The 22,904-nt window shown below is 68.5% G+C and carries 18 protein-coding genes and 1 pseudogene; 3 read left to right on the top strand and 16 right to left on the bottom strand.

All coding sequences use genetic code 11. From position 1 onward, the window contains the following. Positions 1–52: 52 nt before the first annotated feature. A complete protein-coding gene (locus tag ACTIFS_RS11310) occupies positions 53–574 on the bottom strand; it encodes an RICIN domain-containing protein (RefSeq protein WP_439574192.1) in 522 nt (173 codons plus the stop codon). A gap of 272 nt (positions 575–846) precedes the next feature. Next, positions 847–2,343, bottom strand: a complete 1,497-nt coding sequence (locus tag ACTIFS_RS11305) for a CoA-acylating methylmalonate-semialdehyde dehydrogenase (protein WP_439574191.1) — start codon at positions 2,341–2,343, stop codon at positions 847–849. 116 nt (positions 2,344–2,459) lie between these two features. Between ACTIFS_RS11305 and ACTIFS_RS11300 the strand changes: the two genes are divergently transcribed. Then, positions 2,460–3,347, top strand: a complete 888-nt coding sequence (locus tag ACTIFS_RS11300) for a LysR family transcriptional regulator (RefSeq protein ID WP_439574190.1) — start codon at positions 2,460–2,462, stop codon at positions 3,345–3,347. Here the strand turns inward: ACTIFS_RS11300 and ACTIFS_RS11295 are convergent. The 7 genes from ACTIFS_RS11295 to ACTIFS_RS11265 all read right to left on the bottom strand — a co-directional run bounded on the left by ACTIFS_RS11295 (position 3,344) and on the right by ACTIFS_RS11265 (position 11,097). After that, positions 3,344–4,099, bottom strand: coding sequence for a sulfate/molybdate ABC transporter ATP-binding protein (locus ACTIFS_RS11295; RefSeq protein WP_439574189.1), 756 nt, complete (start codon positions 4,097–4,099; stop codon positions 3,344–3,346). The genes ACTIFS_RS11300 and ACTIFS_RS11295 overlap by 4 nt on opposite strands. Beyond that, positions 4,092–4,760, bottom strand: coding sequence for a molybdate ABC transporter permease subunit (gene modB / locus ACTIFS_RS11290; RefSeq protein WP_439574188.1), 669 nt, complete (start codon positions 4,758–4,760; stop codon positions 4,092–4,094). The genes ACTIFS_RS11295 and modB overlap by 8 nt, the downstream gene beginning before the upstream one ends. An 8-nt stretch (positions 4,761–4,768) precedes the next feature. Then, positions 4,769–5,566: a molybdate ABC transporter substrate-binding protein gene (gene modA, locus ACTIFS_RS11285; protein WP_439574187.1), complete on the bottom strand. Its 798-nt coding sequence runs from the start codon at positions 5,564–5,566 to the stop codon at positions 4,769–4,771. A 56-nt stretch (positions 5,567–5,622) separates the two neighbouring features. Beyond that, complete coding sequence (locus ACTIFS_RS11280) at positions 5,623–5,991, bottom strand: winged helix-turn-helix domain-containing protein (protein WP_439574186.1); 369 nt, start codon at positions 5,989–5,991, stop codon at positions 5,623–5,625. Between the two features lie 139 nt (positions 5,992–6,130). Further along, positions 6,131–9,301, bottom strand: a complete 3,171-nt coding sequence (locus ACTIFS_RS11275) for an efflux RND transporter permease subunit (RefSeq protein WP_439574185.1) — start codon at positions 9,299–9,301, stop codon at positions 6,131–6,133. A gap of 11 nt (positions 9,302–9,312) precedes the next feature. After that, positions 9,313–10,467 carry an efflux RND transporter periplasmic adaptor subunit gene (locus ACTIFS_RS11270; protein ID WP_439574184.1) on the bottom strand — a complete coding sequence of 385 codons (1,155 nt, stop codon included), beginning with the start codon at positions 10,465–10,467 and terminating at the stop codon, positions 9,313–9,315. A 9-nt stretch (positions 10,468–10,476) separates the two neighbouring features. Then, on the bottom strand, positions 10,477–11,097 hold the full coding sequence (locus tag ACTIFS_RS11265) for a TetR/AcrR family transcriptional regulator (protein WP_439574183.1): 621 nt from the start codon (positions 11,095–11,097) through the stop codon (positions 10,477–10,479). A 443-nt stretch (positions 11,098–11,540) separates the two neighbouring features. On the opposite strand from ACTIFS_RS11265, the gene ACTIFS_RS11260 reads away from it, so the two are divergent. Then, positions 11,541–11,864 (top strand): ComEA family DNA-binding protein, encoded by a 324-nt coding sequence (locus ACTIFS_RS11260; protein WP_439574182.1) that lies wholly within the window; start codon positions 11,541–11,543, stop codon positions 11,862–11,864. Positions 11,865–11,908: 44 nt separating this feature from the next. Here the strand turns inward: ACTIFS_RS11260 and atzF are convergent. The 4 genes and pseudogenes from atzF to ACTIFS_RS11240 all read right to left on the bottom strand — a co-directional run. Further along, positions 11,909–13,264: pseudogene (gene atzF, locus ACTIFS_RS11255) on the bottom strand (allophanate hydrolase); the annotation flags it as partial. A 237-nt stretch (positions 13,265–13,501) separates the two neighbouring features. Beyond that, on the bottom strand, positions 13,502–14,059 hold the full coding sequence (locus tag ACTIFS_RS11250) for a YeeE/YedE thiosulfate transporter family protein (RefSeq protein ID WP_439574181.1): 558 nt from the start codon (positions 14,057–14,059) through the stop codon (positions 13,502–13,504). Positions 14,060–14,072: 13 nt separating this feature from the next. Then, a complete protein-coding gene (locus tag ACTIFS_RS11245; RefSeq protein WP_439574180.1) occupies positions 14,073–14,633 on the bottom strand; it encodes a YeeE/YedE thiosulfate transporter family protein in 561 nt (186 codons plus the stop codon). Positions 14,634–14,674: 41 nt separating this feature from the next. Then, entirely contained in the window at positions 14,675–14,890 is a 216-nt protein-coding gene (locus tag ACTIFS_RS11240) for a YgaP family membrane protein (RefSeq protein WP_439574179.1), read from the bottom strand. A gap of 249 nt (positions 14,891–15,139) precedes the next feature. Between ACTIFS_RS11240 and ACTIFS_RS11235 the strand changes: the two genes are divergently transcribed. Further along, positions 15,140–17,764: an EAL domain-containing protein gene (locus ACTIFS_RS11235; RefSeq protein WP_439574178.1), complete on the top strand. Its 2,625-nt coding sequence runs from the start codon at positions 15,140–15,142 to the stop codon at positions 17,762–17,764. Between the two features lie 9 nt (positions 17,765–17,773). Here ACTIFS_RS11235 and ACTIFS_RS11230 read toward each other — a convergent pair whose 3' ends face one another. The 3 genes from ACTIFS_RS11230 to ACTIFS_RS11220 all read right to left on the bottom strand — a co-directional run bounded on the left by ACTIFS_RS11230 (position 17,774) and on the right by ACTIFS_RS11220 (position 22,835). Further along, a complete protein-coding gene (locus ACTIFS_RS11230) occupies positions 17,774–18,388 on the bottom strand; it encodes a response regulator (RefSeq protein WP_439574177.1) in 615 nt (204 codons plus the stop codon). An 80-nt stretch (positions 18,389–18,468) separates the two neighbouring features. After that, the gene (locus ACTIFS_RS11225; RefSeq protein ID WP_439574266.1) at positions 18,469–21,606 is read right to left on the bottom strand and encodes an efflux RND transporter permease subunit; all 3,138 of its coding nucleotides are present in this window, start codon (positions 21,604–21,606) and stop codon (positions 18,469–18,471) included. Next, entirely contained in the window at positions 21,606–22,835 is a 1,230-nt protein-coding gene (locus ACTIFS_RS11220; protein WP_439574176.1) for an efflux RND transporter periplasmic adaptor subunit, read from the bottom strand. The genes ACTIFS_RS11225 and ACTIFS_RS11220 overlap by 1 nt, the downstream gene beginning before the upstream one ends. Positions 22,836–22,904 lie beyond the last annotated feature (69 nt).

Here is a 22,904-nt window from a genome sequence, read left to right as displayed (position 1 = left end):
CCCCCGCGCCGGCTTGCCTGCGATGCAGCCACTGTCACGACACCGTCGGGCGTCAGCGGACCTGGCGACCGGTCCGCTCCAGACGCCAGAACTGGCCGGAATAATTGCCGCAGCTGCGCAGCTCCGGCTGGTTGCTGTCCGGATCGATATCGAGGCACATGTCACGCCCGCGAAAGGTCGTGGTCAGCCGTACCCACTCGCCGGCCCGCACGATCTGCCAGAACTGGCCGGTATAATTGCCGCAGTCGCGCAGTTCCGGCCGGTTCGTCGGCGGATTGATGTCGAGGCACATGTCGGGGCCGCGGAACTCGGTGCGCAGGCGGTAGGAGCCGTTGCCGACGGGCACGAACTGCCAGTTCTGGCCGGTGACATTCTGGGCGGTGTCGAGCCGGGCCTGATTGTTCCGTCGCCCGCCATTGAACACGTCCATGGGCATGCCCGCGCCGCGGAACTGCGTGCTCAGCTTGTAATAGGAGCCTGGATCGGGAGCCTGGGCCTGGGCCGGCGAGGCCACGCCCGCGAGGGCGATGCAGGCGATGGCAAGGCAGGTCGTTGCAAGAAGGGGGCGGCGCATGTCCGGGGGGCTCCATCATCACGGCTGCAGGACGTAACGCCTGCCGCAGCGATCCTGTTCATCTGTTTGTCGAGAAAGCTGTGCCGGGCGATCCGACTCCCGTCGGGATGACCCATCCGGCGGCAGAGGCATAGCCGGTCGCGCAGCGCGAGAACAGTCACGGGAAGCGGCACACGGCGTCGCACGCACGCCCGCAATGCCGCAACGACAGGAACCCTCGCCGGCGAGGGCGAGGGTTCCGGCCGCCCGGAAACGATGCGAACGGTCGCCCGTCAGCCCATGGTCGGGATGACGAAGCTCGCGCCGTCCTTGATGCCGGAAGGCCAGCGGGAGGTCACCGTCTTGGTCTTGGTGTAGAAGCGGAAGGCGTCCGGGCCGTGCTGGTTCAGGTCGCCGAAGGCCGAGCGCTTCCATCCGCCGAACGTGTAATAGGCCAGCGGCACGGGGATCGGCACGTTGATGCCGACCATGCCGACCTCGACCTTCGCCGCGAAGTCGCGGGCGGCATCGCCGTCACGGGTGTAGATCGCGACGCCGTTGCCATATTCGTGGTCGTTGGCCAGCGAGAGCGCCTCGCCATAGGTCTTGGCGCGCACGACGGAGAGGACCGGCCCGAAGATCTCTTCCTTGTAGATCCGCATGTCCTTCGTGACGTTGTCGAACAGGCAGCCGCCCATGTAGAAGCCGCTCTCGTAGCCCTGCATCTTGAAACCGCGGCCATCGACGACGAGGCTGGCGCCTTCCTTCACGCCGATATCGACATAGCCCTTCACGCGCTCCAGCGCCTGGGCGGTGACCAGCGGGCCGAAATCGGCATCCGCAGAGGTCGAGGGACCGATCTTGAGGCTCTCGACGCGCGGGATCAGCCGCTGCATCAGCTGGTTGGCGGCCTCCTCTCCGACCGGCACCGCCACCGAGATCGCCATGCAGCGCTCGCCGGCCGAGCCGTAGCCGGCGCCGATCAGGGCATCGGCCGCCTGGTCCATGTCCGCGTCGGGCATGATGATCATGTGGTTCTTGGCACCGCCGAAGCACTGCACCCGCTTGCCGGCCGCGCAGCCGCGCGAATAGACATACTCCGCGATCGAGGTCGATCCGACGAAGCCCACCGCCTTGATGTCCGGGTCGTCGAGCACCGCATCGACCGCTTCCTTGTCGCCGTTGACGACGTTGAAGATGCCCGGCGGCAGGCCGGCCTCGAGGAACAGCTCGGCCAGCATCAGCGGCACGCCCGGGTCGCGCTCGGAGGGTTTCAGCACGAAGGCATTTCCGGCGGCGATCGCGGGACCCGCCTTCCACAGCGGGATCATGGCCGGGAAATTGAACGGCGTGATGCCGGCGCAGACACCCAGCGGCTGGCGCATCGAATAGATGTCGATGCCGGGGCCGGCGCCTTCCGTGTATTCGCCCTTCATCATCTGCGGTGCGCCGATGGCGAACTCGACCACTTCGAGGCCGCGCTGGATGTCGCCCTTGGCATCGGCAATCGTCTTGCCGTGCTCGCGGGCCAGCAGTTCGGCCATCTTGTCGTTGTCGCGGGCGCAGAGCTCCAGGAACTTCATCAGCACGCGGGCGCGCCGCTGCGGATTGGTCGCGGCCCAGGCGGGCTGCGCGGCCTTGGCGTTCTCCACCGCCGCACGGACTTCCGCCTTGGAGGCGAGGGCCACATGCGCAAAGACCGAACCGTCGAGCGGCTGGAACACCTCGGCGGTGCGGCCGGACGTGCCGGCGACATGCTTGCCGCCGATGAAATGACCGTAGCTGCGCATGACCTTGTCTCCCTTGGATGTTCCTGTGGCTGACGCCATCCCTAGTGCGGAGCCCTCCGCCGACCAAGAGCCAAGTTGGCGCATGCGTTGTGCGCAAATTGGCGTAAGATCGGCGGATGACGCCAAACTGGGATCATGTCCGGGTCTTTCTCGCGGTGGCACGCTCCGGCCAGTTCCTGGCCGCCGGCCGTGCGCTTGCCCTCGACCACGCCACCGTCGCCCGCCGCATCTCGCTGCTGGAGGAGGCGCTCGGCACGCAGCTCGTCGCCCGCTCCACAGCCGGCATCGCCCTGACGCTGGCCGGCGAGAAGTTCCTCGGCGCCGCCGAGGCGATGGAGACGGCCTGGCTCGACGCCCAGGCGGGCATCTCGCAGGTCGACCGGGTGATTTCGGGAACCGTCCGGATCGGCGCGCCGGAGGGATTTGGCGCGCTGTTCCTCAGCCCACGCCTCGGCCGGCTGGCCGGCCGGCATCCGGACCTGACGATCCAGCTCGTGCCGCTGCAGCGGACCATGTCGCTATCCAAGCGCGAGGCGGATCTGGCCGTCGTCATCGACCCGCCGGCCGATGGCCGCCTGACCGTCCGCAAGCTGACCGATTACGGCCTCGGCATGTATGCGAGCGGGGCCTATCTGGCGCGCCACGGCACACCGTCCGTCCCGGACGACCTCGCCCGCCACCTGATGGTCACCTCGGTGCAGGAACTGCACTATTCGGAATCGCTGACCTATTACCCGCCCGCCTTCGCGGCCACCCAGCGCCGGTTCGAATGCGCCAGCGTCCTCGCCCAGATGGAGGCCGTGAAGGCCGGCGTCGGCATCGGCGTGCTGCACGACTACGCCGCCCGCGACAGCGCCGGCCTCAAGCGCGTGCTGCCGGACCTTGTCATCCGCCGGACCTACCACCTCGTCGCCCATGTCGATACCCGCCGCATCGCCCGCATCGACGAGGCCTATCGCTTCCTGGTCGAGGAGGTCGCGGCCGCGGGCGGACTGTTCGGCTAGACGCGGCGCGGCCGGGCGGCCCTGTCCGTCAGATCCAGATCGAGTGCCTCGGCGACCCGGGCGCTGGCCGGATGGCGCAGCAGCTCTGCCGGCGGCCCCGTCTGGATGATCTCTCCGCGATCGATGACGGCCATCGTGTCGGCGAGGCCGGCCGCCTCGTCCAGATCATGCGTGACCAGCAGGATCGGCACGGCGATGGCCTCGCGCAGGGCCTTGAGCTCGGCATGAAGGGTGCGCTTCACCCGCCGGTCGACGGAGGAGAACGGCTCGTCCAGCAGCAGGATCTCGGGTTCGCGGGCGAGCGCGCGCGCCACCGCCACCCGCTGCTGCTGCCCTCCCGACAGTTCCGCCGGAAAGCGCCCGTCGAGGCCATGGAGATCGACCAGGGCGAGCAGGCGCAGGGCCTCCTCGCGCCGTTCCATCTTCGGCCGATGGCCCATCGCGGCCATGACATTGCCGAGCGCGGTCATGTGCGGAAACAGGGCATGGTTCTGGAAGACAAGACCGGCCCGCCTCAGATGCGGCGGCAGGTTGATCCCGGCCGCCGTATCGAGCCACACCGCGTCGCCGGCCCTGACCAGCCCGCCAGCCGGACGGTAGAGCCCGGCGATGGCGCGCAGCGTGGTGGTCTTGCCGCTGCCGGAGGGACCGACCAGCGCGACCATTTCGCCGGTGGCACAGGCGAGCGAGACGTCGAGCGGGATCGGGTGATCCTGTCGGAGCGTGATGGCAATGCCGGATGCCTCAGCCATGGCGTCGCGCAACCCGTCCCGAGAGGCGCGTGGTCGCGAGCAGGGCGGCAACCGAGACCGCCATCAGCACCGCCGACATGATCCCGGCGCCCCGGTCGTCGAAGGCCTGCACACGGTCATAGATGGCGATCGACAGCGTCCGCGTCTCGCCGGGGATCGAGCCACCGACCATCAGCACCACGCCGAACTCGCCGAGCGTATGGGCAAAGGTGAGGATCATGCCGGTGACGATGCCGGGCCAGGCCAGCGGCAGGTCGATCCGCCTGAGCACGGTGCCCGGGACCATGCCCGACACCGCCGCTGCCTCGCGCACCTCGGCGGGAATGGCGCGGAACGCCTGCACCATCGGCTGAACGGCGAACGGCACGTTGGCGATCACCGAGGCGACGAGCAGGGCCTCGAAGCTGAACACCAGCGGCCGGCCGAACAGGGCCTGCCAGAGCTGGCCGACTGGTGAGGCCGCGCCCAGCGCCACGAGCAGGTAGTAGCCAAGCACGGTCGGCGGCAGCACCAGCGGCAGGGCGAGAAGCGCCTCCACCAGCCCGCGCCCGCGAGCCGCACGGAAGGCGAGCCAGCGCGCGACGACGAAGGCCAGCGGCCCGAGCACGGCAACGGTCGCCGCCCCCAGCTGGAGCGACAGGGAAAGCGCCGTCCAGTCCATGGCCGGGCTCAGGAACTCTCGCCGGCGACGAGGAAGCCGTGGCGCCGGAAGATCACGCGTCCCGCGGGGCTTTGCAGATAGGCGTAGAAGGCCCGGACATCCGGTCCGGCTGTCTTCAGCAGTGCCATGCGCTGGCGCAGCGGCACATGCCAGTCGGCCGGCAGCAGCACGAAGTCGCCAAGTGCCCGCACCTGCGGTGTCAGCGCCAGCGAATAGGCGACGATCCCGCCCTGCGCGGCGCCTGTCGTGGCGAACTGGGTCGCCTGGGCGATGTTTTCGCCGATTACCAGCCGCGGCTGGATCGCGTCCCAGAGGCCCTGACTCTTGAGCGCCTGCTCGGCAGCCCGGCCGTAGGGCGCATGTTCCGGACTGGCGATGGCGAAGCGGGTGAGGCGCCCGTCGGCCAGCGCGGCGCGCAGATCGGCCAGGGCCGCATCAGCCTTCAGTGGCGAGCCCTTCGGCACGAACAGCACCAGCCGGCCCTCGGCGTAGATCACCCCGCGATCCTCCGTCAGGCCCGCATCGGACAGCTGGAAGACGAAGCCTTCATCCGCGGACAGGAACAGCTGGAACGGCGCGCCCTGCCGGATCTGGCGCGTGATATTGCCGGACGACCCATAGACCGGCGTGATGAGGCGGCCCGTCTCGGCGCGGAACGCGGCAACGAGGTCATCCATGGCCGGCTTGGCGCTGGCCGCAACGGCGATGACCTGTCCCTGCTGCGCCAGCCCCGGAGAGGCAACAGCCACGGCCAGGGCGAGAGCAAGGCCGGCAAGGGCAGTGGACAGGCGACGCGAGAGGATCATTGGGGCCATCCATTCGATATGTACGGACGGAAATATCGCTTTCCCCCTGCGCCCTGTCAATCGCCCTTGCGCGACACCTGATCCAGCCAGGCAAGGTCCGCCGCACCATCTGCGCGGGTGCGCGCCTCCACCCGCCGGTAGCATCCCAGAACCTGCTGGCCGAGTGCGGTCAGTTCCGCTCCGCCGCCGGCACGCCCGCCCTTGGACGAGGTCACCAGCGGCTCGGCGAACATCGCATTCATGGTTTCCACCAGCAGCCAGGCGCGCTTGTAGCTCATGCCCATGCGCCGGCCCGCCGCCGCGATCGACCCGGTCGCGAGGATGCCGTCCAGCAGATCGGCCTTGCCGGGGCCGAGCCGCACGCCCGGCGCGAAGTCGATCCGCAGGCTGATCACCGGCCTGCCGGTTTCCATATGGTCGCCCATCGAACCCTCCCGCATCCCCAAGCTCTAGGAGAGGATGCGCGGCCTGTCAGCCCTCGAAAAGGGAGCCCGGCGTCGGGGGGGCGGACCCCCGACGCCGGGCTCGGGCTGGTTCCGTACAGATGTGCGGAACCAGCCCATCCTATTCCGCGGCGACGCGGATCGGTGGTGGCGGTGATGGCTGCACGGTTACCGGTGCCGGCGGATGGCCGTGCGGCCGGCCGTGGCCGGCAGCGGCCTCATCGTCCGGTTCGTCGACGGGTCCGACGAAGCGGCCGAAGACCCAGGAGAAGAAGCGGCTGACATCGTCCATCACCGTGTAGAAGGACGGCACGAAGACGAGGCTGAGCACGGTCGAGACCAGAAGGCCGCCGATCACGGCAATGGCCATGGGCGCGCGGAACTCGCCGCCGTCGCCCGATCCGAGCGCCGGCGGGATCATGCCGGCGCCCATGGCGAGCGTCGTCATGATGATCGGGCGGGCGCGCTTGCGGCCGGCATCGAGGATCGCGGTCTTCCGGTCGACGCCCTCGCGCACCTTCTCCACCGCGAAATCCACCAGCATGATGGCGTTCTTGGTGACGATGCCCATGAGCATCAGGATGCCGATCACCACCGGCATGGAGATGGCATTGCCGGTGAGCAGCAGCCCGATGATGACGCCGCCCAGCGACAGCGGCAGCGACATGAGGATGGTCAGCGGCTGGAACACCGAGTGGAACAGCAGCACCAGCACGCCGAGCACCATGAGCAGGCCCGTGCCCATGGCGATGGCAAAGCCCTGGAACACCTCCTCCATCACCTCGGCATCGCCGCCGCGCTGGAACGAGACGCCCGGCGGCAGGCTGCGCGCCGCCGGCAGGGCGAAGACCTGTTCGAGGGCCGGACCGATCTCCAGGCCGATCGCGAGGTCCGTGCCGATATTGACGCGGCGCACGCGGTTGTAGCGCTCGATCGACGAGGGCCCCTGTCCGAACGAGACATCCGCGACCGCGGTCAGCGGCACCTGCTGGCCGGTCGTGGTGGTGATCGACAGGGCGGTGATCAGGTCGAGCTGGGCCCTGGCATCCGTGTCGAGCTGCACGCGGATCGGCACCAGCCGGTCGCCCGCATTGAACTTGGCAAGGTTCGCCGCCACGTCGCCGATGGTGGCGATGCGCACCGCTTCCGATATCTGGTCGGTGGTCACGCCATAGCGCGCCGCCTCGTCGGCCTTGGGCACGACGCGGATCTCCGGCCGTTCGAGGCCGGCCGTCGCCGCCACGTTCACGAAGCCGGGAATCTGGCGCATCTCCGCCTCGATATTGGCGACGGCCCGCGCAAGGTTGTCGGTATCGGTGCCGCGCACGATGATCGAGAGTTCGCGCTCGCCGCGGTCGTTGACGTACCAGGCGCGGATGTCCGGCACCTGGGTGAACAGCGGCGAGGTGACCTGCTGGATCTCCCGCTGCTTGCGCTCGCGCTTGGTCTTGTGGGACAGGCGCACGATCATCGTCGCGCGGCGGATCTCGCGCGTCCCCACGGGATTGGACCCGCCGATGGTGAGCACGGACTCGACCTCCGCGATCTCCTTGCGGATCAGCTTGGCAAGCTCGTCCGTGCGCCGGCGCGTGTCGTCCAGCGTCGAGCCGGGCGGCAGTTCCACCGAGATCACGAAGCGCGCCTCGTCCGGGAAGGGGATGAAGCCGGTGGGCAGGAACTTGATGGCCCAGATCGACAGGGCGAAAACGCCGATGCCCGCCAGCAGCGTCAGGTAGCGGAACCGGAGCGTTCCTGACAGGAAGCGCAGGTAGCCGCGCATCAGCAGGCCGTCCTTCGGCTCCTTGTGCGCATGGGGCCTGAGGAAATAGGCCGCCACCATGGGCGTGATGAGGCGCGCGACGAGCAGCGAGAACAGCACCGCCACGGCCACCACGAGGCCGAACTGCTTGAAATACTGCCCGGCAATGCCGCCCATGAACGAGACCGGCGCGAACACCGCGACGATGGTCAGCGAGATGGCGATGACGGCGAGGCCGATCTCGTCGGCCGCCTCCATCGAGGCCCGATAGGGCGACTTGCCCATCTTCATGTGCCTGACGATGTTCTCGATCTCGACGATGGCATCGTCGACGAGGATGCCTGTGACGAGGATGATCGCCAGCAGCGAGACGAGATTCATCGAGAAGCCCATCAGCTCCATCACCCAGAAGGTCGGGATGATGGACAGCGGCAGGGCGATGGCCGAGATGATGGTCGCCCTCAGGTCCCTCAGGAACAGGAACACCACGATGATGGTGAGGCCGGCGCCCTCCATCAGCATGGTCATGGCCGACTTGTGGTTGCCGGCGGTGTAGTTGACCGAATTGTCGATCTCGCTGAAGGCGATGCCGGGATGGGCCTTGCGCAGTTCGTCGATCTTGGCGCGCGCCAGCGCGGCGACGCGCACGTCCGAGGCGCCCTTGGAGCGGAACACCTGGAAGGCGACGGTCGGCGTCTCGCCGTTGAGCCGGGTGAAGGCGCGCGGCTCCTCGTAGAGATCCTCCACCTTGCCGAGATCGGCGAGCCGCACCTCGCGCCCGCCGGACAGGACGATGCGGGTATTGGCAAGATCCTCGACCGTTCGCGCGCCCGCGAGCGTGCGGATCGACTGCTCCTGCCCGCCGACATCGCCGCGGCCACCGGCCAGGTCGACATTGGTCGCGCGCACGCGCGCATTGACCTCGCCGGCCGTGATGCCGAGCGCCATCAGCCGGTCGGGGTCCAGAGAGATGCGGATCTCGCGGGCGACGCCGCCGTTGCGCTGGACCCGGCCGATGCCGCGCAGGCCCTGCAACTCGCGCTTCACCGTGTCGTCGACGAACCAGGACAATTGCTCCAGCGTGCTCGACGGCGACGCCACCGCCACCGTCATGATCGGCTGGTTCTCCACGTCGAGCCGCTCGATGATCGGCTCCTCGATGTTGCGCGGCAGATCGGCCCTGACCTTGGCGATGGCATCCTTGACGTCGTTCAGCGCGCGGTCGGTGTTCACCTCCAGGCGGAACTCGACGATGGTCGTCGACTGGCCGTCCGTCAGGTTCGAGATGACGTTCTTGACGCCGGTGATGTTGGCGACCGCGTCCTCGACCTTCTTGGCGATCTGTGTCTCCAGCTCGGCGGGAGCGGCACCCGCCTGCACGACCGTCACCTGGATCAGCGGCACGTCGATATTGGGAAAGCGCGTCACCGGCAGGTTGAGATAGCTCATCCAGCCGAGGAAGCAGAGCACCACGAACAGCACGATCGAGGGGACCGGCTGGCGGATCGAGTAGGCGGAGACGTTGAACGACATCGCCCGCCCCCTCAGCGCGCCGCCAGCGCGACCGGTGTCACCCGGTCACCATGGCGCACGAAGCTGCCGGAGACGGCAACAACCTGCTCGCCTTCCTTCAGCCCCTCGCGGATCTCGATGCGTCCCTCGGCCCGCAGGCCCGTCACGACCGGCCGCGTCTCGACGACGCCGTCCTTCACCACCTGGACCGAAGTCTGCCGACCGAACATGACCGACGACAGCGGCACCAGAACGCCTTCGGTGCGTGCCACCTCGACGGTTGCGCGGCCGAAGGAGCCGAGCGGCGGCATCCGCTCCGCGATCACCGCGATCCGCACCCGGCCGAGCCGGTTGGTGCGGCTGACCTCGGGCGCGACGAGCCGCACCTTGCCCTCAAGGGCCGCGTCGAAGCCGGCGGCCTCGACCGGGGCCGCCTGATCGGGACGCAGTCGGGCGAGGGTCGTTTCCGGCACCTCGGCCTCCAGTTCGACCGCGGAATCCGCCGTGATCCGGAACAGCGGCTCGCCGGCCGCCATGGCCAGCGCGCCGAGCCGGGCCGTGCGGCGCGACACGCTGCCCCCCACGCGGGCGCGGATCTCCGTGCGGCTGATGCGCAGTTCGATGTCGCGCCGCTGGGCGCGGGCAAGCGTCAGGTCGGCCTCGGCAAGCGCGAGCGCATTGGTCGCCGATTCGACCCGCGCGGCGGCCGTGGTGGCCGCCATGGTGCGCTGGTCCAGGACATCGACCGTGGCCGCGCCGCTGCGCTGGAGCTGGCGGGTGCGGTCAAGCTGCTGGTCGGCCAGCGCCCGCGAGGCGGTGGCCTCCGCGATAGACGCGCGCGTCTGCGCGATCGCCGCCTCGGCGCGGGATATCTGGGCCGCGTTCTGGGCCAGCTGGACGTCGAGCATCTCGCGGTTGAGGCGGGCCAGCACCTGGCCGGCCGTCACGCGGTCGCCCTCCTCGGCGAGGATCGCGATGATGGCGAGGCCATCGACCTCGGGCAGGACCAGCACCTCGTCGCGGGCGACGAACGAACCGGAGGCCACGACCACCTCGCGGATCGTGTCGCGGACGGCGGTGGCGACCGTGACCGACGGCGCCTGGGCGGCCGGCTGCTGGGCGGTGGCGGGCAGCCCCGCTGCGATCAGCGCGGCAAGGGCAAGGACGGGGGACGCGATGCGAACCATCGGAAGGGCTCAGGTCTTGTTGTCGTTGGATGCGGGGGGCCGCTGCAGAAGCATGTCGCGCAGCACGGAGAACATGATGTCGACATGCGGCACGGGATCGAAGCCGGGATCGCGGGCGCGGCGCAGCATCAACCCGTCGGCGAAGGTGATGAGGAACTGCGCCGTCCGCTCGATATCGGCATGCGGCGAGGTCTGCCCGCGCGAGCGTGCAAGGTCGAGCGCGCCGTAGATCTTGTCGTGGATGAAGCTGTCGACCTTCTCCCGCAGCGCCGCGATCTGCGGATTGCGCGCCACCTCCGACATGGTCTCGATCCACATCGCGCAGTGCTCGCGCGGCTCCTCGACGAGGTGATGGCGCGCCATCGCCTCGAAGGCCTGCCAGATGTCGGACGCCCGTTCGAGCTGGGAGAACTGGTCGCCCACCTCGTCGAAGTCCCGTTCGCACAGGCCCTCGATCATGGCTTCCTTGGAGGGGAAGTAGCGGTAGAGGTTGCCCGGGCTCATGCCGGCCTCGGCGCAGATCTCGCTCATCGAGGCGCCGTGGAATCCGGAGCGCACGAAACAGCGCTCGGCGGCATCGAGGATGGCCGATTTGCGATCCGTCCGCTGGACGTCGTCGATACGTGGCATGGAAGGGGTCCGGGGTTGACCGAGGTTCCCATAACCGGAACCACTGCATAGTGCAATGCAAAAAAGAATGAACGTTCGCTTTTATCAGACAGATTGGCGAACAGTTAACGCGGCCCGGCGTGCTCCTGGGGCGAAAATGGATCGGCCGGGAGAAAGCGGGGACCCAGTCCGCAATCTCCCGGCTCGACCTGGTGTCAGGGGAGGAACCCGGGGGCGTTGGAAGCTCCGTCCGTCCGACCTCTGCACAATGGCGCACAGCCGGCCGGCAGGCTGTGACGCCCGTCACAGTTCGGTCGATTGGAGAGCGCGCGCCACCGGGCGCTTGAGCCACCGACGTGTCGATGATTGCATGGGTCCCGATCGTCCGGCCGATTCTCCCGCCAGCGCATGACGCGTCGCACGGGCGGATGCCGCAGCCGGACTGCACCGAGGGAGCCCGACACATGTTCAAGAGCCTGATCGCCGCCACGATACTCAGCCTTGCAGCCGGCACGGCTCTCGCCCAGACCGCCACCCAGCCGGCGACCCGCCCGTCCGCGCCGGCGACGACGCCAGCGCCCGCCACCCAGCCGGCCACGCTGATCGACATCAACACGGCCACCCGGCAGGAGCTGATGGCCTTGCGCGGCATCGGCGAGGCGCGCGCGGATGCGATCATCCGGGGCCGTCCGTATCGCGGCAAGGACGAGCTGACCCGCCGCTCCATCATCCCCCAGAACGTCTATGACGACATTCAGGCCCGGATCATCGCGCGCCAGGCGCGCTGATCGTCCAGGTCGGCTCAAATCGTCTGCAGGGCATGGCGGCGGGGGCCGATCCCCGCGCCCGAGGCTGCATGAAGGCGACTGCCGACGGCGGCCAGCAGCCCGTCGTGCCCGCGCGGAGCGATCAGCGTCACGCCGAACGGAAAGCCGTCCGCGCGGAGCCGGCCGGGAACGGCGAGTGCGCAGAGATCCAGCAGGTTGACGAAATTCGTGTAGGTGCCGAGTTCGCTGTTCGGCCCGATCGGATCCACCTGCAGGGCCTCCACGGTGCGCGGCCGCGGATAGGTCGGCACGACCAGCACGTCGATGGTCTCCCATAAAGGCTCGGCCGCCCGTTTCAGCTCAGCGAGACGGTAGAGGCCGGCAAAGGCATCGGCCGCGCTCATGCCGGCGGCAGCCCCGATCACCGCTCGGGTGGTGGGGTGGAGGACATCCGGCCGCGTCTCGATGATCGAGCGGATGGCCTGGTAGCGCTCGGCAACCCACGGCCCCTGGTAGAGGAGCGCGGCCACCTCGAACAGGGGCGCCATGTCGACGGCGGCGGGCGCAGCCCCGGTGACCGTCGCGACATCGCCGAGCGCGGCGTTGAAGGCTGCCTCCGACAGGCTGTCGCCCCCGAAGCGCCGCCCGGCCGCATCCGGCACGCCGACGCGCAGTCCGTCCGGCAAGGCTTCCGGAACCGGCCCCACCGGCAGGTTGCGCGAGAACGGGTCGGCACCGTCATAGCCGAGCATGACGCGATAGGCGCGATCGGCGTCCTGAACGGTGCCGGCAAAGACCGACAGCGTGTCGAGGGTCCGGCAGGCCGGCACCATGCCGCGGCCCGAAAGGCTGCCGACCGAGGGCTTGAGGCCGACAATGTTGTTGAGGGCGGCCGGCACCCGCCCCGACCCCGCCGTGTCCGTGCCGATGGCGAAGCTGACGATGCCATGGGCAACGGCAACCGCCGATCCGGAGCTTGACCCACCCGGCACATAGCGCGGATCCACCGCATTGCGCGGCGCCGGCCAGGGGGTCCGGACCCCGACGAGGCCGGTGGCGAACTGGTCCAGATTGGTCTTGCCGAGAAGGATGGCCCCGGCCTCGATCAGGCGCTGCACGGCGAAGGCGGTGGTGCCGGGCACATGGGTGAAGGCGGGACAGGCAGCGGTGGTCGGCAGGCCGGCGACATCCACATTGTCCTTGACCGCGAAGGGAATGCCCCAGAGCGGCTTGTCGACAGGGTCGAACGTGCCCAGCGCATCGGCGGCGGCGCGCGCCTCCGCCTCGGGAACGAGGTGGATGAAGATGCCCGGATCGTTCACCTCGGCGAGACGGGCATAAGCGGCGGCAATCACGTCGGCCGCAGCCTCGCCCCCGGCGTAGCGCCCATGCAGTTCGGCAATGGCTGGAAATGCACGCACGGCCCGCGTCCTGTCATTGCGTCGATCCAGACCACCTGGACGAAGACTGGACGGACACCAGCAAGGCCCGTTCCAACGGCATATGGTGGAGCTGGCCGCACAAACAGCCACCCATTATGCCCAATAAATGATCAGTCGTGATCTATTGTATGCAATCACATGGATTGAAGGCGCCGCCCCTGTCGGAACGGCGCCTTCGTCGGCCGGCAGTTGCGGGGAGGAGCGCCGGCCTGAGTGTCAGCGCCGGACGGCGGCGGTGCGCTCGACGGCGACGAACATCGCCAGGGCCATGACGGCCAGCGCCGCGAAGATCAGCCAGGGACTGATGCCAAGCAGCTGGTGAAGCTGGACCCGCCCAAGCGCGCCGACCGGCAGGATCGTGGCCTTCACCCAGTCGAAGGTCAGGGCATAGGCGATGCCGCCGGCGATCATGCCGAAGGCGCCGACCAGGGCATGCAGGCTGCCGCCGCCGATGGCGGCCAGCGCCGTGCCCGGGCAGTAGCCGTAGAGCACCATGCCGATGCCGAACAGCGCGGCGCCGAGGCTGACCGCAAGCAGGTCAGCCGGCTTGATGTGGAACTTCGCATAGCCCGCCTGGGTCAGCAGGAAGACCCCGACGCCGCCGACGATGATGGCGGTCATCATGATCTTCAGCACCGTGAAGTCCCGGAACAGGAACTGGCGCACGATGGTGTTGTAGTCGGCCACCCGGCCGCGATGCAGCAGGAAGCCGAAGGCGGCGCCGAAGACGACCGCGAGGACGAGGGCGAAACTGCCCGTGACAGGAAAAGTCATGGCGAGGTCCTTCTCAGCGGCTGGCTGGACGGTAGAGGGCGAAGGCGGTGACAATGCCGGTGGCGAACATCACGGCGAGGAACACCCAGCCGCTCAGCGCCAGCTGCAGGCCGCCGGATATGCCGTTGCCGCTGGTGCAGCCATTGGCGAGGCGCGCGCCATACATGGCGATGGCGCCCCCGAGGAAGGCGACCGCATAGCGCCTGGCCGGCGAAGGACCGAAGCGCTCGGCCCAGACCGTCGGCACCTGCTCGAACCGGAAGCGGCCGGACAGGACCGCCGAGAGGAAGCCGCCGATCAGCGTGCCGACCAGAAACAGCGTGCCATAGTCGAGCACGAAGGCGTTGCGCGCCCAATAGCTGTTGCGGGCCACCGTTTCGGCACCGAGGATGGGCGTGGCGGCCCCGCCGGCCACCTGCGACAGCGCCGTCGTGATGCCCAGCGGAGTGTTGACGACGACAAAGACCACCCAGCTCAGCACGCCGATCCCGGCGCCGATCAGGTAGGGCGTCCAGTCGATGGCGAGGCTCTCGCGATCCCCCGCCGGTGAATAGGTTGTTGATCCGATCGACATGGTTCCCACAGACCTCCTGTGACGTGTAGTGCGCCTGCCCTTCAGCGCCGGCAGGTGTTGATTCCGAAGAACGTGTAGGCCGGGCAGAACCGGAACAGGGCCGTCAGCACCATCACGATGCCGATGATCGGAACCACCCAGAGGAACGTGCCAAGGCCCGACAGCGCCGCTGCCACGGGGGGCAGGAACGGCGCCACGAGCAGGACGAGCCCGAGGACGATCCGGGCAAGGCGATCTGCGCCACCGACATTCTGCATGATCAGGTCTCCGCTTTTGGTTATATGTTATTCAAATATACGAATATGACTATCTGTCAACTGGTATCTGAGGACCCGCTGCATCCCCCTGCCACCAGCAGTCGCGCGTTCATCGCCCGGCAACCAATTCGGGCAGGCGCGGGCCAAAATGGCGGTTTTGTTTACCTGTTTGGGCTCTCATTCAGTCTTGAGACAGGTCTGCAGGCACTTTCAGGGTGCCGGGCAGTTCAGCCGGAGCGCCATCACCGCATGGACGAGCACGTCGGATTGACCGATCTCGACCGCGCCGCATCCAGGGCGCACGGGAGCCTTGGCGCCATCGCGTGCGCCAGCCTGCTGGCGCCTGTCCTGGAGCAGGCCGTCGACGCCGTCGTCATCATCGACGACACCAATGACGTGGTGTTCTTCAACGCCGCGGCCGAGAAGCTGTGGGGCCGCAGCCGCGCCGAGGTCATCGGTCGCAATGTCAAGGCGCTGGTGCCGGAGGCCGTCCGGCCCGATCACGACGCCCACATCGCGCACAACCGCAATGGCCGCGCCGACAGGCTGGTGGGCACCAGCCTGGAAGTGCCGATCGAGCGCCCCGACGGCACGCTGCGCCACGGCTCGCTGTCGCTGTCGCGCGTCCAGATCGACGGGCGCACCTTCTACTCGGCCTTCGTCCAGGACGTGACCGCGGAGGTGGCGCAGCGCGAGGAGCTCTATCTCCTCTCCCTCGTTGCCAACGAGACGGACCGGGCCGTCATCATCACCGACGACCGGCATCGCATCGTCTATTGCAACCGCGCCTTCTCAGACATGTTCGGCTACGGCGTTGAGGAGGTCAGGGGACAGCGGCCGACCGAGCTTCTGTCCGGCCGGCACACCGATCCCTCGATCCTCCAGCGGCTGAACACCCTGCGCCAGATGCAGTCCGGCCTGCATGTCGAGGCCATGGCCTATGACAAGGCCGGGCGGGAGCTGTGGATCTCGGTTACGGTCAATCCCATCCACGACCAGGCCGGCACGTTCCGCCACTCGGTCTCGCTCATCGCCAACATCACCGAGACCCGCCAGATGCAGCTGCTCCAGCAGGCGGTGCTGGAGGCGGTCGCCAATGACCGGAGCCTGGCCGATATTGGCGAGATCGTCTGCCGGCAGGTGGAGACCATCGCGCCGGGTGTCGTCTGCTCCATCCTGCGGATCGACGAGGAGTGCAAGGTCCGCCCGATGGCGGCGCCGAGCCTGCCGCAATTCTATTCCGATGCCCTCGACGGCCTTGCCATCGGCCCGGATGTCGGCTCCTGCGGCACGGCCGCCTGGCGCGGGGAGCCCGTGCTGGTGGAGGATATCGAGACCGATCCGCTCTGGGCGCCCTACAAGGAACTGCCGCTGCCACTCGGGCTGCTGGCCTGCTGGTCCAGCCCGATCAAGCTCAAGGATGGCCGCGTCGCCGGCACCTTCGCCTTCTACTTCCGGGAGAAGCGCGGCCCGAGCGCCTGGCACGAGCGGCTGGTGGAATCCTGCGTGCACCTGTGCGCCCTCGCCCTCGAGCGCCACGAGGCCAAGGAACGCATCGCCCAGCTCGCCTATTACGACACGCTGACCGGCCTGCCGAACCGCACGCTGCTCGGCGAGCGGATCGACCAGTCCATCGCGGAAGCCGGTGCCGACGGCTCGCTTGCGCTGCTGTTCCTCGACATCGACCATTTCAAGGACGTCAACGACAGCCTTGGCCATTCGGCCGGCGACACGCTGCTGATCGAGATCGCCCAGCGGCTGAAGGCCCAGACCCGCACCGGCGATCTCGTCAGCCGCCTCGGCGGCGATGAATTCGTCGTTCTGCTCGCCGACTGCTCGGCCGATCACGCATCGGGCATCGCCGCACGCATCCGCCAGGCCCTGGCTGTGCCGGTGACGGTGGAAGGCATGGCGCTGCCGGTCTCGGCGAGCGTCGGCATCAGCCTCTATCCGGAGGATGGCAAGGACCGGGAAGCCCTGCTCAAACATGCCGACACGGCCATGTATGACGCCAAGAATTCGGGGCGCGGCACCCATCGCTTCTTCAGCCCTGCCATGAACGTGATCGCCCAGGAGCGTCTTGTCATGGGCTCGGCGCTGAAGGAGGCGGTGCGCGAGCGGCAGCTGACGCTGGCCTATCAGCCCCAGATCAGCGGCGAGACCGGCGGGATCCACGGGGTCGAGGCGCTGGCCCGCTGGCGCCATCCCGTCTTCGGCGACGTGCCGCCGTCGCGCTTCATCGGGCTTGCCGAGGAAATGGGTCTGGTCGAGGCCATCGGATTGTGGGCGATCGACGAGGCCTGCGGCCAGCTTGCCGACTGGCATCTGCGCGGGCTGGATATTCCGGGAGTGGCCATCAACCTGTCGCCGCTCAACTTCCGCAGCCGCGACCTGCCGATCCAGGTGGCCGAGGCGCTGAACCGCCACCGGCTGAGGCCGAGCGCCCTGACGCTGGAGATCACCGAAAGCCTGATGATGGACGACTGCCCGACCACGGCCGCCACCGTCGGGGCGATCCACGATCTGGGCGTGCGCCTGTCGCTCGACGATTTCGGCACCGGCTATTCGAGCCTCGGCTCGATCACCCGCCTGCCGATCGAGGAGATCAAGATCGACCGCAGCTTCATGCAGGGCCTGGAGACGGACCGGAACGCCCGCGAGGTTGCCTCAACCGTCATCCGCATCGGCCGCAGCCTCGGTTTCACGGTGGTTGCGGAGGGCGTGGAGACGGCCGCCCAGAGGCGCTTCCTGGAGGCCCTGCGCTGCGATGTCCTGCAGGGCTTCCTGTTCTCTCCGGCCCTGCCCGCAGCCGCGCTGGAGGACTGGCTGGCAAGCCGCATCGCGCTGCCCGGCGGGCGTGCCGCGACCGGCTGAGCGGAAGACCTAGAGCTCGACCAGGTCCGGCGTCTGCCGCGAGAACGGACGGCATTTGCAGGCGCTGCCGAGCGGGCAGCTGGCCGGGGTCGCCCGCTCGCGGCGCAGCACGCAGGTGAGTGCGTCGAGCGCCTTGTCACCTCCGGGCAGCATCTCGGAAACCACCGTTTTGGAACGCGGAACCGGCCCGAAATACGAGCCCGTGCGGACGAAGGGCCGGGCCTCGCGCAGCACCTTCTCGACCCGCAGGCGCAGGCCCGTGAGGCTGAACGGCCGCGCGACGAATTCGTGGACTCCGGCGCTGAGCGCGCCCATCACCGAGGAATAGCGCGTGTCGCCGCTGACCAGCACCACGGGCGTGAACCGGACATCGCCGCTGGTCCGGCGCAGGAACTGGGTCACCTCATAGCCGTCGAGCCCGTAGAGCTGACGCGCCATGACCAGCACGGCGGGCCGGTGCTGTTCGGTCGCCTCCAGCGCCTCGAAGCCCGTGCGGCATTCGATGATGCGCCCCAGCCCGGCCAGCGATGCGCGCACGAGACGGCGGGCGAACGCCTGATCGTCGGCGACGACGATCGTCGCACGATGCGGCAGGACGGGCGCTTTCGAACGCGGGGAACGCACGCGATGACCTTAGGGAAGACTCCCCTTCATCCGTGCGCCGGAAACCCTAAGATCGGCTTAAATCAGCCGTTCCGTCGGGGCTATTCCGCCGCTTGGCCCGCCTGCGCCGGACCCGCCTTGACCTCCGGCCGCTTCCGCTCGCGCGTCAGCAGGCGGAAGAACATCGGCACGAACAGGATGGCGACGAAGGTCGCCGCCAGCATGCCGCCGATGACGCCGGTGCCGATGGAATGCCGGCTCGCAGAACCGGCGCCCGTCGAGATGGCAAGCGGCACCACGCCGAGGATGAAGGCCAGCGAGGTCATGATGATCGGCCGGAACCGCAGGCGGGCCGCCTCCATGGCCGCGTCATAGACACTCAGGCCCTGCTGGTAGCGCTGCAGTGCGAACTCCACGATCAGGATGGCGTTCTTCGCCGACAGGCCGATGAGCGTGACCAGGCCGATCTGGAAATAGACGTCGTTCTCCAGGCCGCGCGCCCACACCGCCAGCAAGGCGCCGAGGACCGCAAACGGCACGGCGGTGATGACGGCGAGCGGCAGCGACCAGCGCTCGTACTGCGCGGCAAGGATCAGGAACACCATGATCAGGCCGAAGATGAAGCCCTGATAGCCGGTGCCGGCGGTGGCCAGTTCCTGATAGGCCGAGCCGGTCCAGCCGATCGTGTATTCGGCCGGCAGGGTCTGGCGCACCACCTCCTGCATGGCCGCGATCGCCTGTCCGGACGAATAGCCGGGCGCCGGCTGGCCCATGACCTTGGCCGAGGGGAAGATGTTGAAGCGGTCGACCTGGTCGGGACCGACGATGCGCTCCACCCGTACGAGCTCGCTCAGCGGCACCATCGCGCTGGTGCTGGAGCGGACGAAGACGTGCCTGAGATCGTCGGGCGTCATGCGGAAATCGGCCTCGGACGACAGGCTGACGCGGTAGGTCCGCCCGAACAGCGAGAAGTCGTTGACATAGAGACTGCCGAACGAGGACTGCATGGTCTCGAAGATGGTGGCGATCGGAATGCCGATCGCCTTGGCCTTCTCGATGTCGACGGTGATCTGGTACTGCGGCACCGAGGTGGAGAACATGTTCTGCACGCCGGCCAGTTCCGGCCGCTGGGCCGCCGCCTGAACCAGCCGGCCGGCCGCGTCGGCAAGGCTTGCCAGCGATCCGCCGGTGCGGTCCTGCAGGTAGAACTCGAAACCGCCCGTCGTGCTCATGCCCTGGATGGGCGGCGGATTGAAGCCGATGACGATGCCGTCACGGAACTGGCCGTTGATGGCTCCGAGGCGCGGAGCGAGGTTGCGCGCGTCCTGGGCGGGGTCGCGGCGCTGCGCCCAGTCCTTGAGCGTCACGAAGGAGATGCCGGCATTGGTCTTCTGGCCGCCGGACAGCAGGTCGAAGCCGGCGAAGGTGACGACGGCCGCCACGGCCGGGTTCTGCTGCAGTTCGCGGTTGGCGATGCCGGTCACCTCGCGGGTGCGCGAGATCGAGGCGGCCGGCGGCAGCACGGTGACGAGGAAGACATAGCCCTGGTCCTCGTTCGGCACGAGACCCGACGGCACCCTCTGGAACAGGTGCCAGAGGCTGCCGAGCAGGACGACGAACAGCATCACCCCCACGGCCGCGCGGCGCAGGAAGAACGACACGCCGGCGACATAGCGGTTGGTCACCCAGTCAAAGCCACGGTTGAACCAGCGGAACGGCGCCCAGGGCTCCTGATGACCAGGTTTCAGGATCAGCGCGCAGAGCGCCGGCGTCAGGGTCAGCGCGACGATGCCCGAGACCGTGACCGAGACCGACAGGGTCACGGCGAACTGCCGGTAGAGCTCGCCGGCAAGGCCGCCGAGGAAGGAGACCGGGATGAACACGGCGCACAGCGTCAGGACGATGGCGATGATCGGCCCCGTCACCTCCTCCATGGCCTGGATGGCCGCCTCGCGTGGTCCCTTGTTCTGCGTGCGCATGATGCGCTCGACATTTTCCAGCACCACGATGGCGTCGTCGACGACAATGCCGATGGCCAGCACCAGCCCGAACAGGGTCAGGAGGTTGATCGAGAAGCCAAGCATGAACATGCCGGCGAACGTGCCGATGATCGAGACCGGCACGGCCAGGATCGGGATGATGGTGGCCCGAAGGTTCTGCAGGAAGATGAACACCACGAGCGTGACCAGCACGATGGCCTCGATGAAAGTGTTGATCACCTCCCGGATCGAGACCTCGACGAAGCGCGTGGTATTGAACGGAATGTCGTAGCGAAGGCCCTCCGGGAAGCGCCGGGCGATGGTCTCCATCGTGGTGCGCACCGCCTCGGCGACCTGCAGGGCATTGGCACCGGGCTGCAGGAACACGCCGATCGGCACGGCCGGATTGCCGTTGAATGTGCCGGTGAAGCCATAGGAGAGCGCGCCGAGTTCGACCCGCGCCACATCCTTCAGGCGCAGCGCCCCGCCATTCTCGTCCGAGCGGATGATGATGTTCTCGAACTGGGCCGGGTCCACCAGCCGGCCGGGCGTGGTCACCGAATAGGTGAAGGCCTGGGCCTGGGTCAGCGGCTCCTCGGCAAAGCGCCCGGCGGCATATTGCGAGTTCTGCTCGCGCACGGCGGCGGCAATGTCGCTGGGGGTCAGGCCATACTGGGCGACCTTGTCCGGCCGCAGCCAGATGCGCATCGAATAGTCCGAGGCGCCGAAGAGCTGGGCATCGCCGACGCCGGGCACGCGCCGCAGCTCGTCCATGATGTTCACCAGCGCGAAATTCGACATGAAGATCGTGTCGAAGCGGGAGCCGGGCGAGGACAGCGTGATGACCTGGAGGATCGAGGTCGAGCGCTTGGCGACGGTGACGCCCTGGCGCGTCACCTCGGCCGGCAGGGCCGCCATGGCGCGCTGCACGCGGTTGTTGACGTTGATGGCGGCCTGATCCGGATTGGTGCCGATCTCGAAGGTCACCGTCAGGCTCATCGTGCCCGAACCGGTCGAGGTCGACCGCATGTAGAGCATGCGCTCGACGCCGTTGATCTGCTGCTCCAGCGGCGCGGCGACCGTGGTTGCCACCGTCTCGGCGGTCGCGCCCGGATAGTTCGCGGTGATCACCACGTCGGGCGGCACGATCTGCGGATATTGCGAGACCGGCAGCGCGCGCATCGCGACGAGGCCGGCGAGCACGATGACAACCGACAGGACGGTCGCGAAAACCGGCCTGTCGATGAAGAAGCGCGACATCATGGCCGGGTCCCCGCCGCGGCGGTGGCGGCACCCGGCGGCCGCGGCGCGTAGGGCACGGGCCGGACCGGACCGCCGGGCCGGACGCGGATCACGCCGTCGACGACGATCCGCTCGCCGGCCTTCAGGCCCTCGCGCAACACCCAGCCGTCATTCAGCTCGCGATCGAGCCGCACGGGTCGGACCTGCGCGTTGGACTGGCCATCGACCACATAGACGAAGGGCCCCTGCGGACCCTGATTGATCGCCCGTTTCGGCAGCTTCACCGCATTGGGCATGGTGACGCCCTCGATATTGACCCGGACGAACTGGCCGGGCAGCAGCTCGCCGCCGGCATTGGGGAACACCGCCCGGATCTGGATGGTACCGGTGCGCGGATCGACCGTGCGCGAGCGGGTGTCGAGGCGCCCCGGCTGGCCATAGACGGCGCCATCCCCGAACTGCAGGCGGACGGCGAGATCCTCCCAGACCAGCGGCGAGGCACGCTGCCGGTCCATCTCCTGGAACTCGCGGAACTCCCGGTCAGTGGTCGAATAGTTCACATAGGCGGGGTCGAGCTGGGTGATCGTCGTCAGCAGAGTCTGCTGCGCCTGCACCAGCGTGCCCTCGGGCGGCATGCCGAGGCTGGTCGGACCGGCGACCGGCGCCTTGACCACCGTATATTCGAGATTCAGCCGTGCCGTAGCGACATCGGCCTCGGCCACCTGGAGGGCGGCCCGCGTCTGGTCGCGCGCGGCGGTGGCATCGTCGAGCTGTTTCGGCGTTGCCGTCTGCCGCTGAACGAGCTGTTCGATGCGGGTGAAATTCTCCTCGGCGAGGCGCAAAGAGGCCTGCGCCTGCGCGGCCTGGGCCTGCGAGCGCTGCAGCGCGGCCTCGTAGGGGCGCGGGTCGATGCGGAACAGGATATCGCCGACCGACACCGTGGCGCCCTCGGGCACCTCCCGCTTCAGGAGGATGCCGCCGATCTGGGCCCGGACCTCGACCACCCGGAAGCCGGCGACACGCCCGGCATATTGCACCGGCAGCGCCACGTTCTCGACCGTCACCTCGACGACGCCGACTTCCGGCGGCGGCGGGGCGGCCGGCGGCGCGGCCGGCGCCGAGGCGCGGGTCTGGGCCACGGACGCCACCAGGCGGTCCATGTGTCCGGACGTCCACAGATAATACCCGCCGGCAGCAAGCCCGGCGAGAAGAACAACGGCGATCACGCGCCGGACGGGACTGGACACGGTCAATGCTCCAAGGCCCCTGTGCCGCCGGACGGACGGCACCGGTGGGGGTGGCCAGGATCACGCTTG

This window comes from Phreatobacter sp. (genome assembly GCF_051860605.1).
Taxonomy (GTDB): Bacteria; Pseudomonadota; Alphaproteobacteria; order Rhizobiales; family Phreatobacteraceae; genus Phreatobacter.
The sequence above is the reverse complement of the archived record's forward strand: the minus strand, read 5'-3'. Positions and strand labels throughout refer to the sequence as shown.

Excerpts from the sequence above, each read along its gene's own strand:
- ACTIFS_RS11240 (WP_439574179.1), bottom strand. The coding sequence starts at position 14,890 with ATGCAGAATGTCGGTGGCGCAGATCGCCTTGCCCGGATCGTCCTCGGG.
- ACTIFS_RS11235 (WP_439574178.1), top strand. The coding sequence starts at position 15,140 with ATGGACGAGCACGTCGGATTGACCGATCTCGACCGCGCCGCATCCAGG.
- modA (WP_439574187.1), bottom strand. The coding sequence starts at position 5,566 with ATGATCCTCTCGCGTCGCCTGTCCACTGCCCTTGCCGGCCTTGCTCTC.
- ACTIFS_RS11250 (WP_439574181.1), bottom strand. The coding sequence starts at position 14,059 with ATGACTTTTCCTGTCACGGGCAGTTTCGCCCTCGTCCTCGCGGTCGTC.
- ACTIFS_RS11295 (WP_439574189.1), bottom strand. The coding sequence starts at position 4,099 with ATGGCTGAGGCATCCGGCATTGCCATCACGCTCCGACAGGATCACCCG.
- ACTIFS_RS11310 (WP_439574192.1), bottom strand. The coding sequence starts at position 574 with ATGCGCCGCCCCCTTCTTGCAACGACCTGCCTTGCCATCGCCTGCATC.
- ACTIFS_RS11225 (WP_439574266.1), bottom strand. The coding sequence starts at position 21,606 with ATGTCGCGCTTCTTCATCGACAGGCCGGTTTTCGCGACCGTCCTGTCG.
- ACTIFS_RS11265 (WP_439574183.1), bottom strand. The coding sequence starts at position 11,097 with ATGCCACGTATCGACGACGTCCAGCGGACGGATCGCAAATCGGCCATC.
- ACTIFS_RS11300 (WP_439574190.1), top strand. The coding sequence starts at position 2,460 with ATGACGCCAAACTGGGATCATGTCCGGGTCTTTCTCGCGGTGGCACGC.
- modB (WP_439574188.1), bottom strand. The coding sequence starts at position 4,760 with ATGGACTGGACGGCGCTTTCCCTGTCGCTCCAGCTGGGGGCGGCGACC.
- ACTIFS_RS11275 (WP_439574185.1), bottom strand. The coding sequence starts at position 9,301 with ATGTCGTTCAACGTCTCCGCCTACTCGATCCGCCAGCCGGTCCCCTCG.
- ACTIFS_RS11270 (WP_439574184.1), bottom strand. The coding sequence starts at position 10,467 with ATGGTTCGCATCGCGTCCCCCGTCCTTGCCCTTGCCGCGCTGATCGCA.
- ACTIFS_RS11280 (WP_439574186.1), bottom strand. The coding sequence starts at position 5,991 with ATGGGCGACCATATGGAAACCGGCAGGCCGGTGATCAGCCTGCGGATC.
- ACTIFS_RS11305 (WP_439574191.1), bottom strand. The coding sequence starts at position 2,343 with ATGCGCAGCTACGGTCATTTCATCGGCGGCAAGCATGTCGCCGGCACG.
- ACTIFS_RS11245 (WP_439574180.1), bottom strand. The coding sequence starts at position 14,633 with ATGTCGATCGGATCAACAACCTATTCACCGGCGGGGGATCGCGAGAGC.
- ACTIFS_RS11260 (WP_439574182.1), top strand. The coding sequence starts at position 11,541 with ATGTTCAAGAGCCTGATCGCCGCCACGATACTCAGCCTTGCAGCCGGC.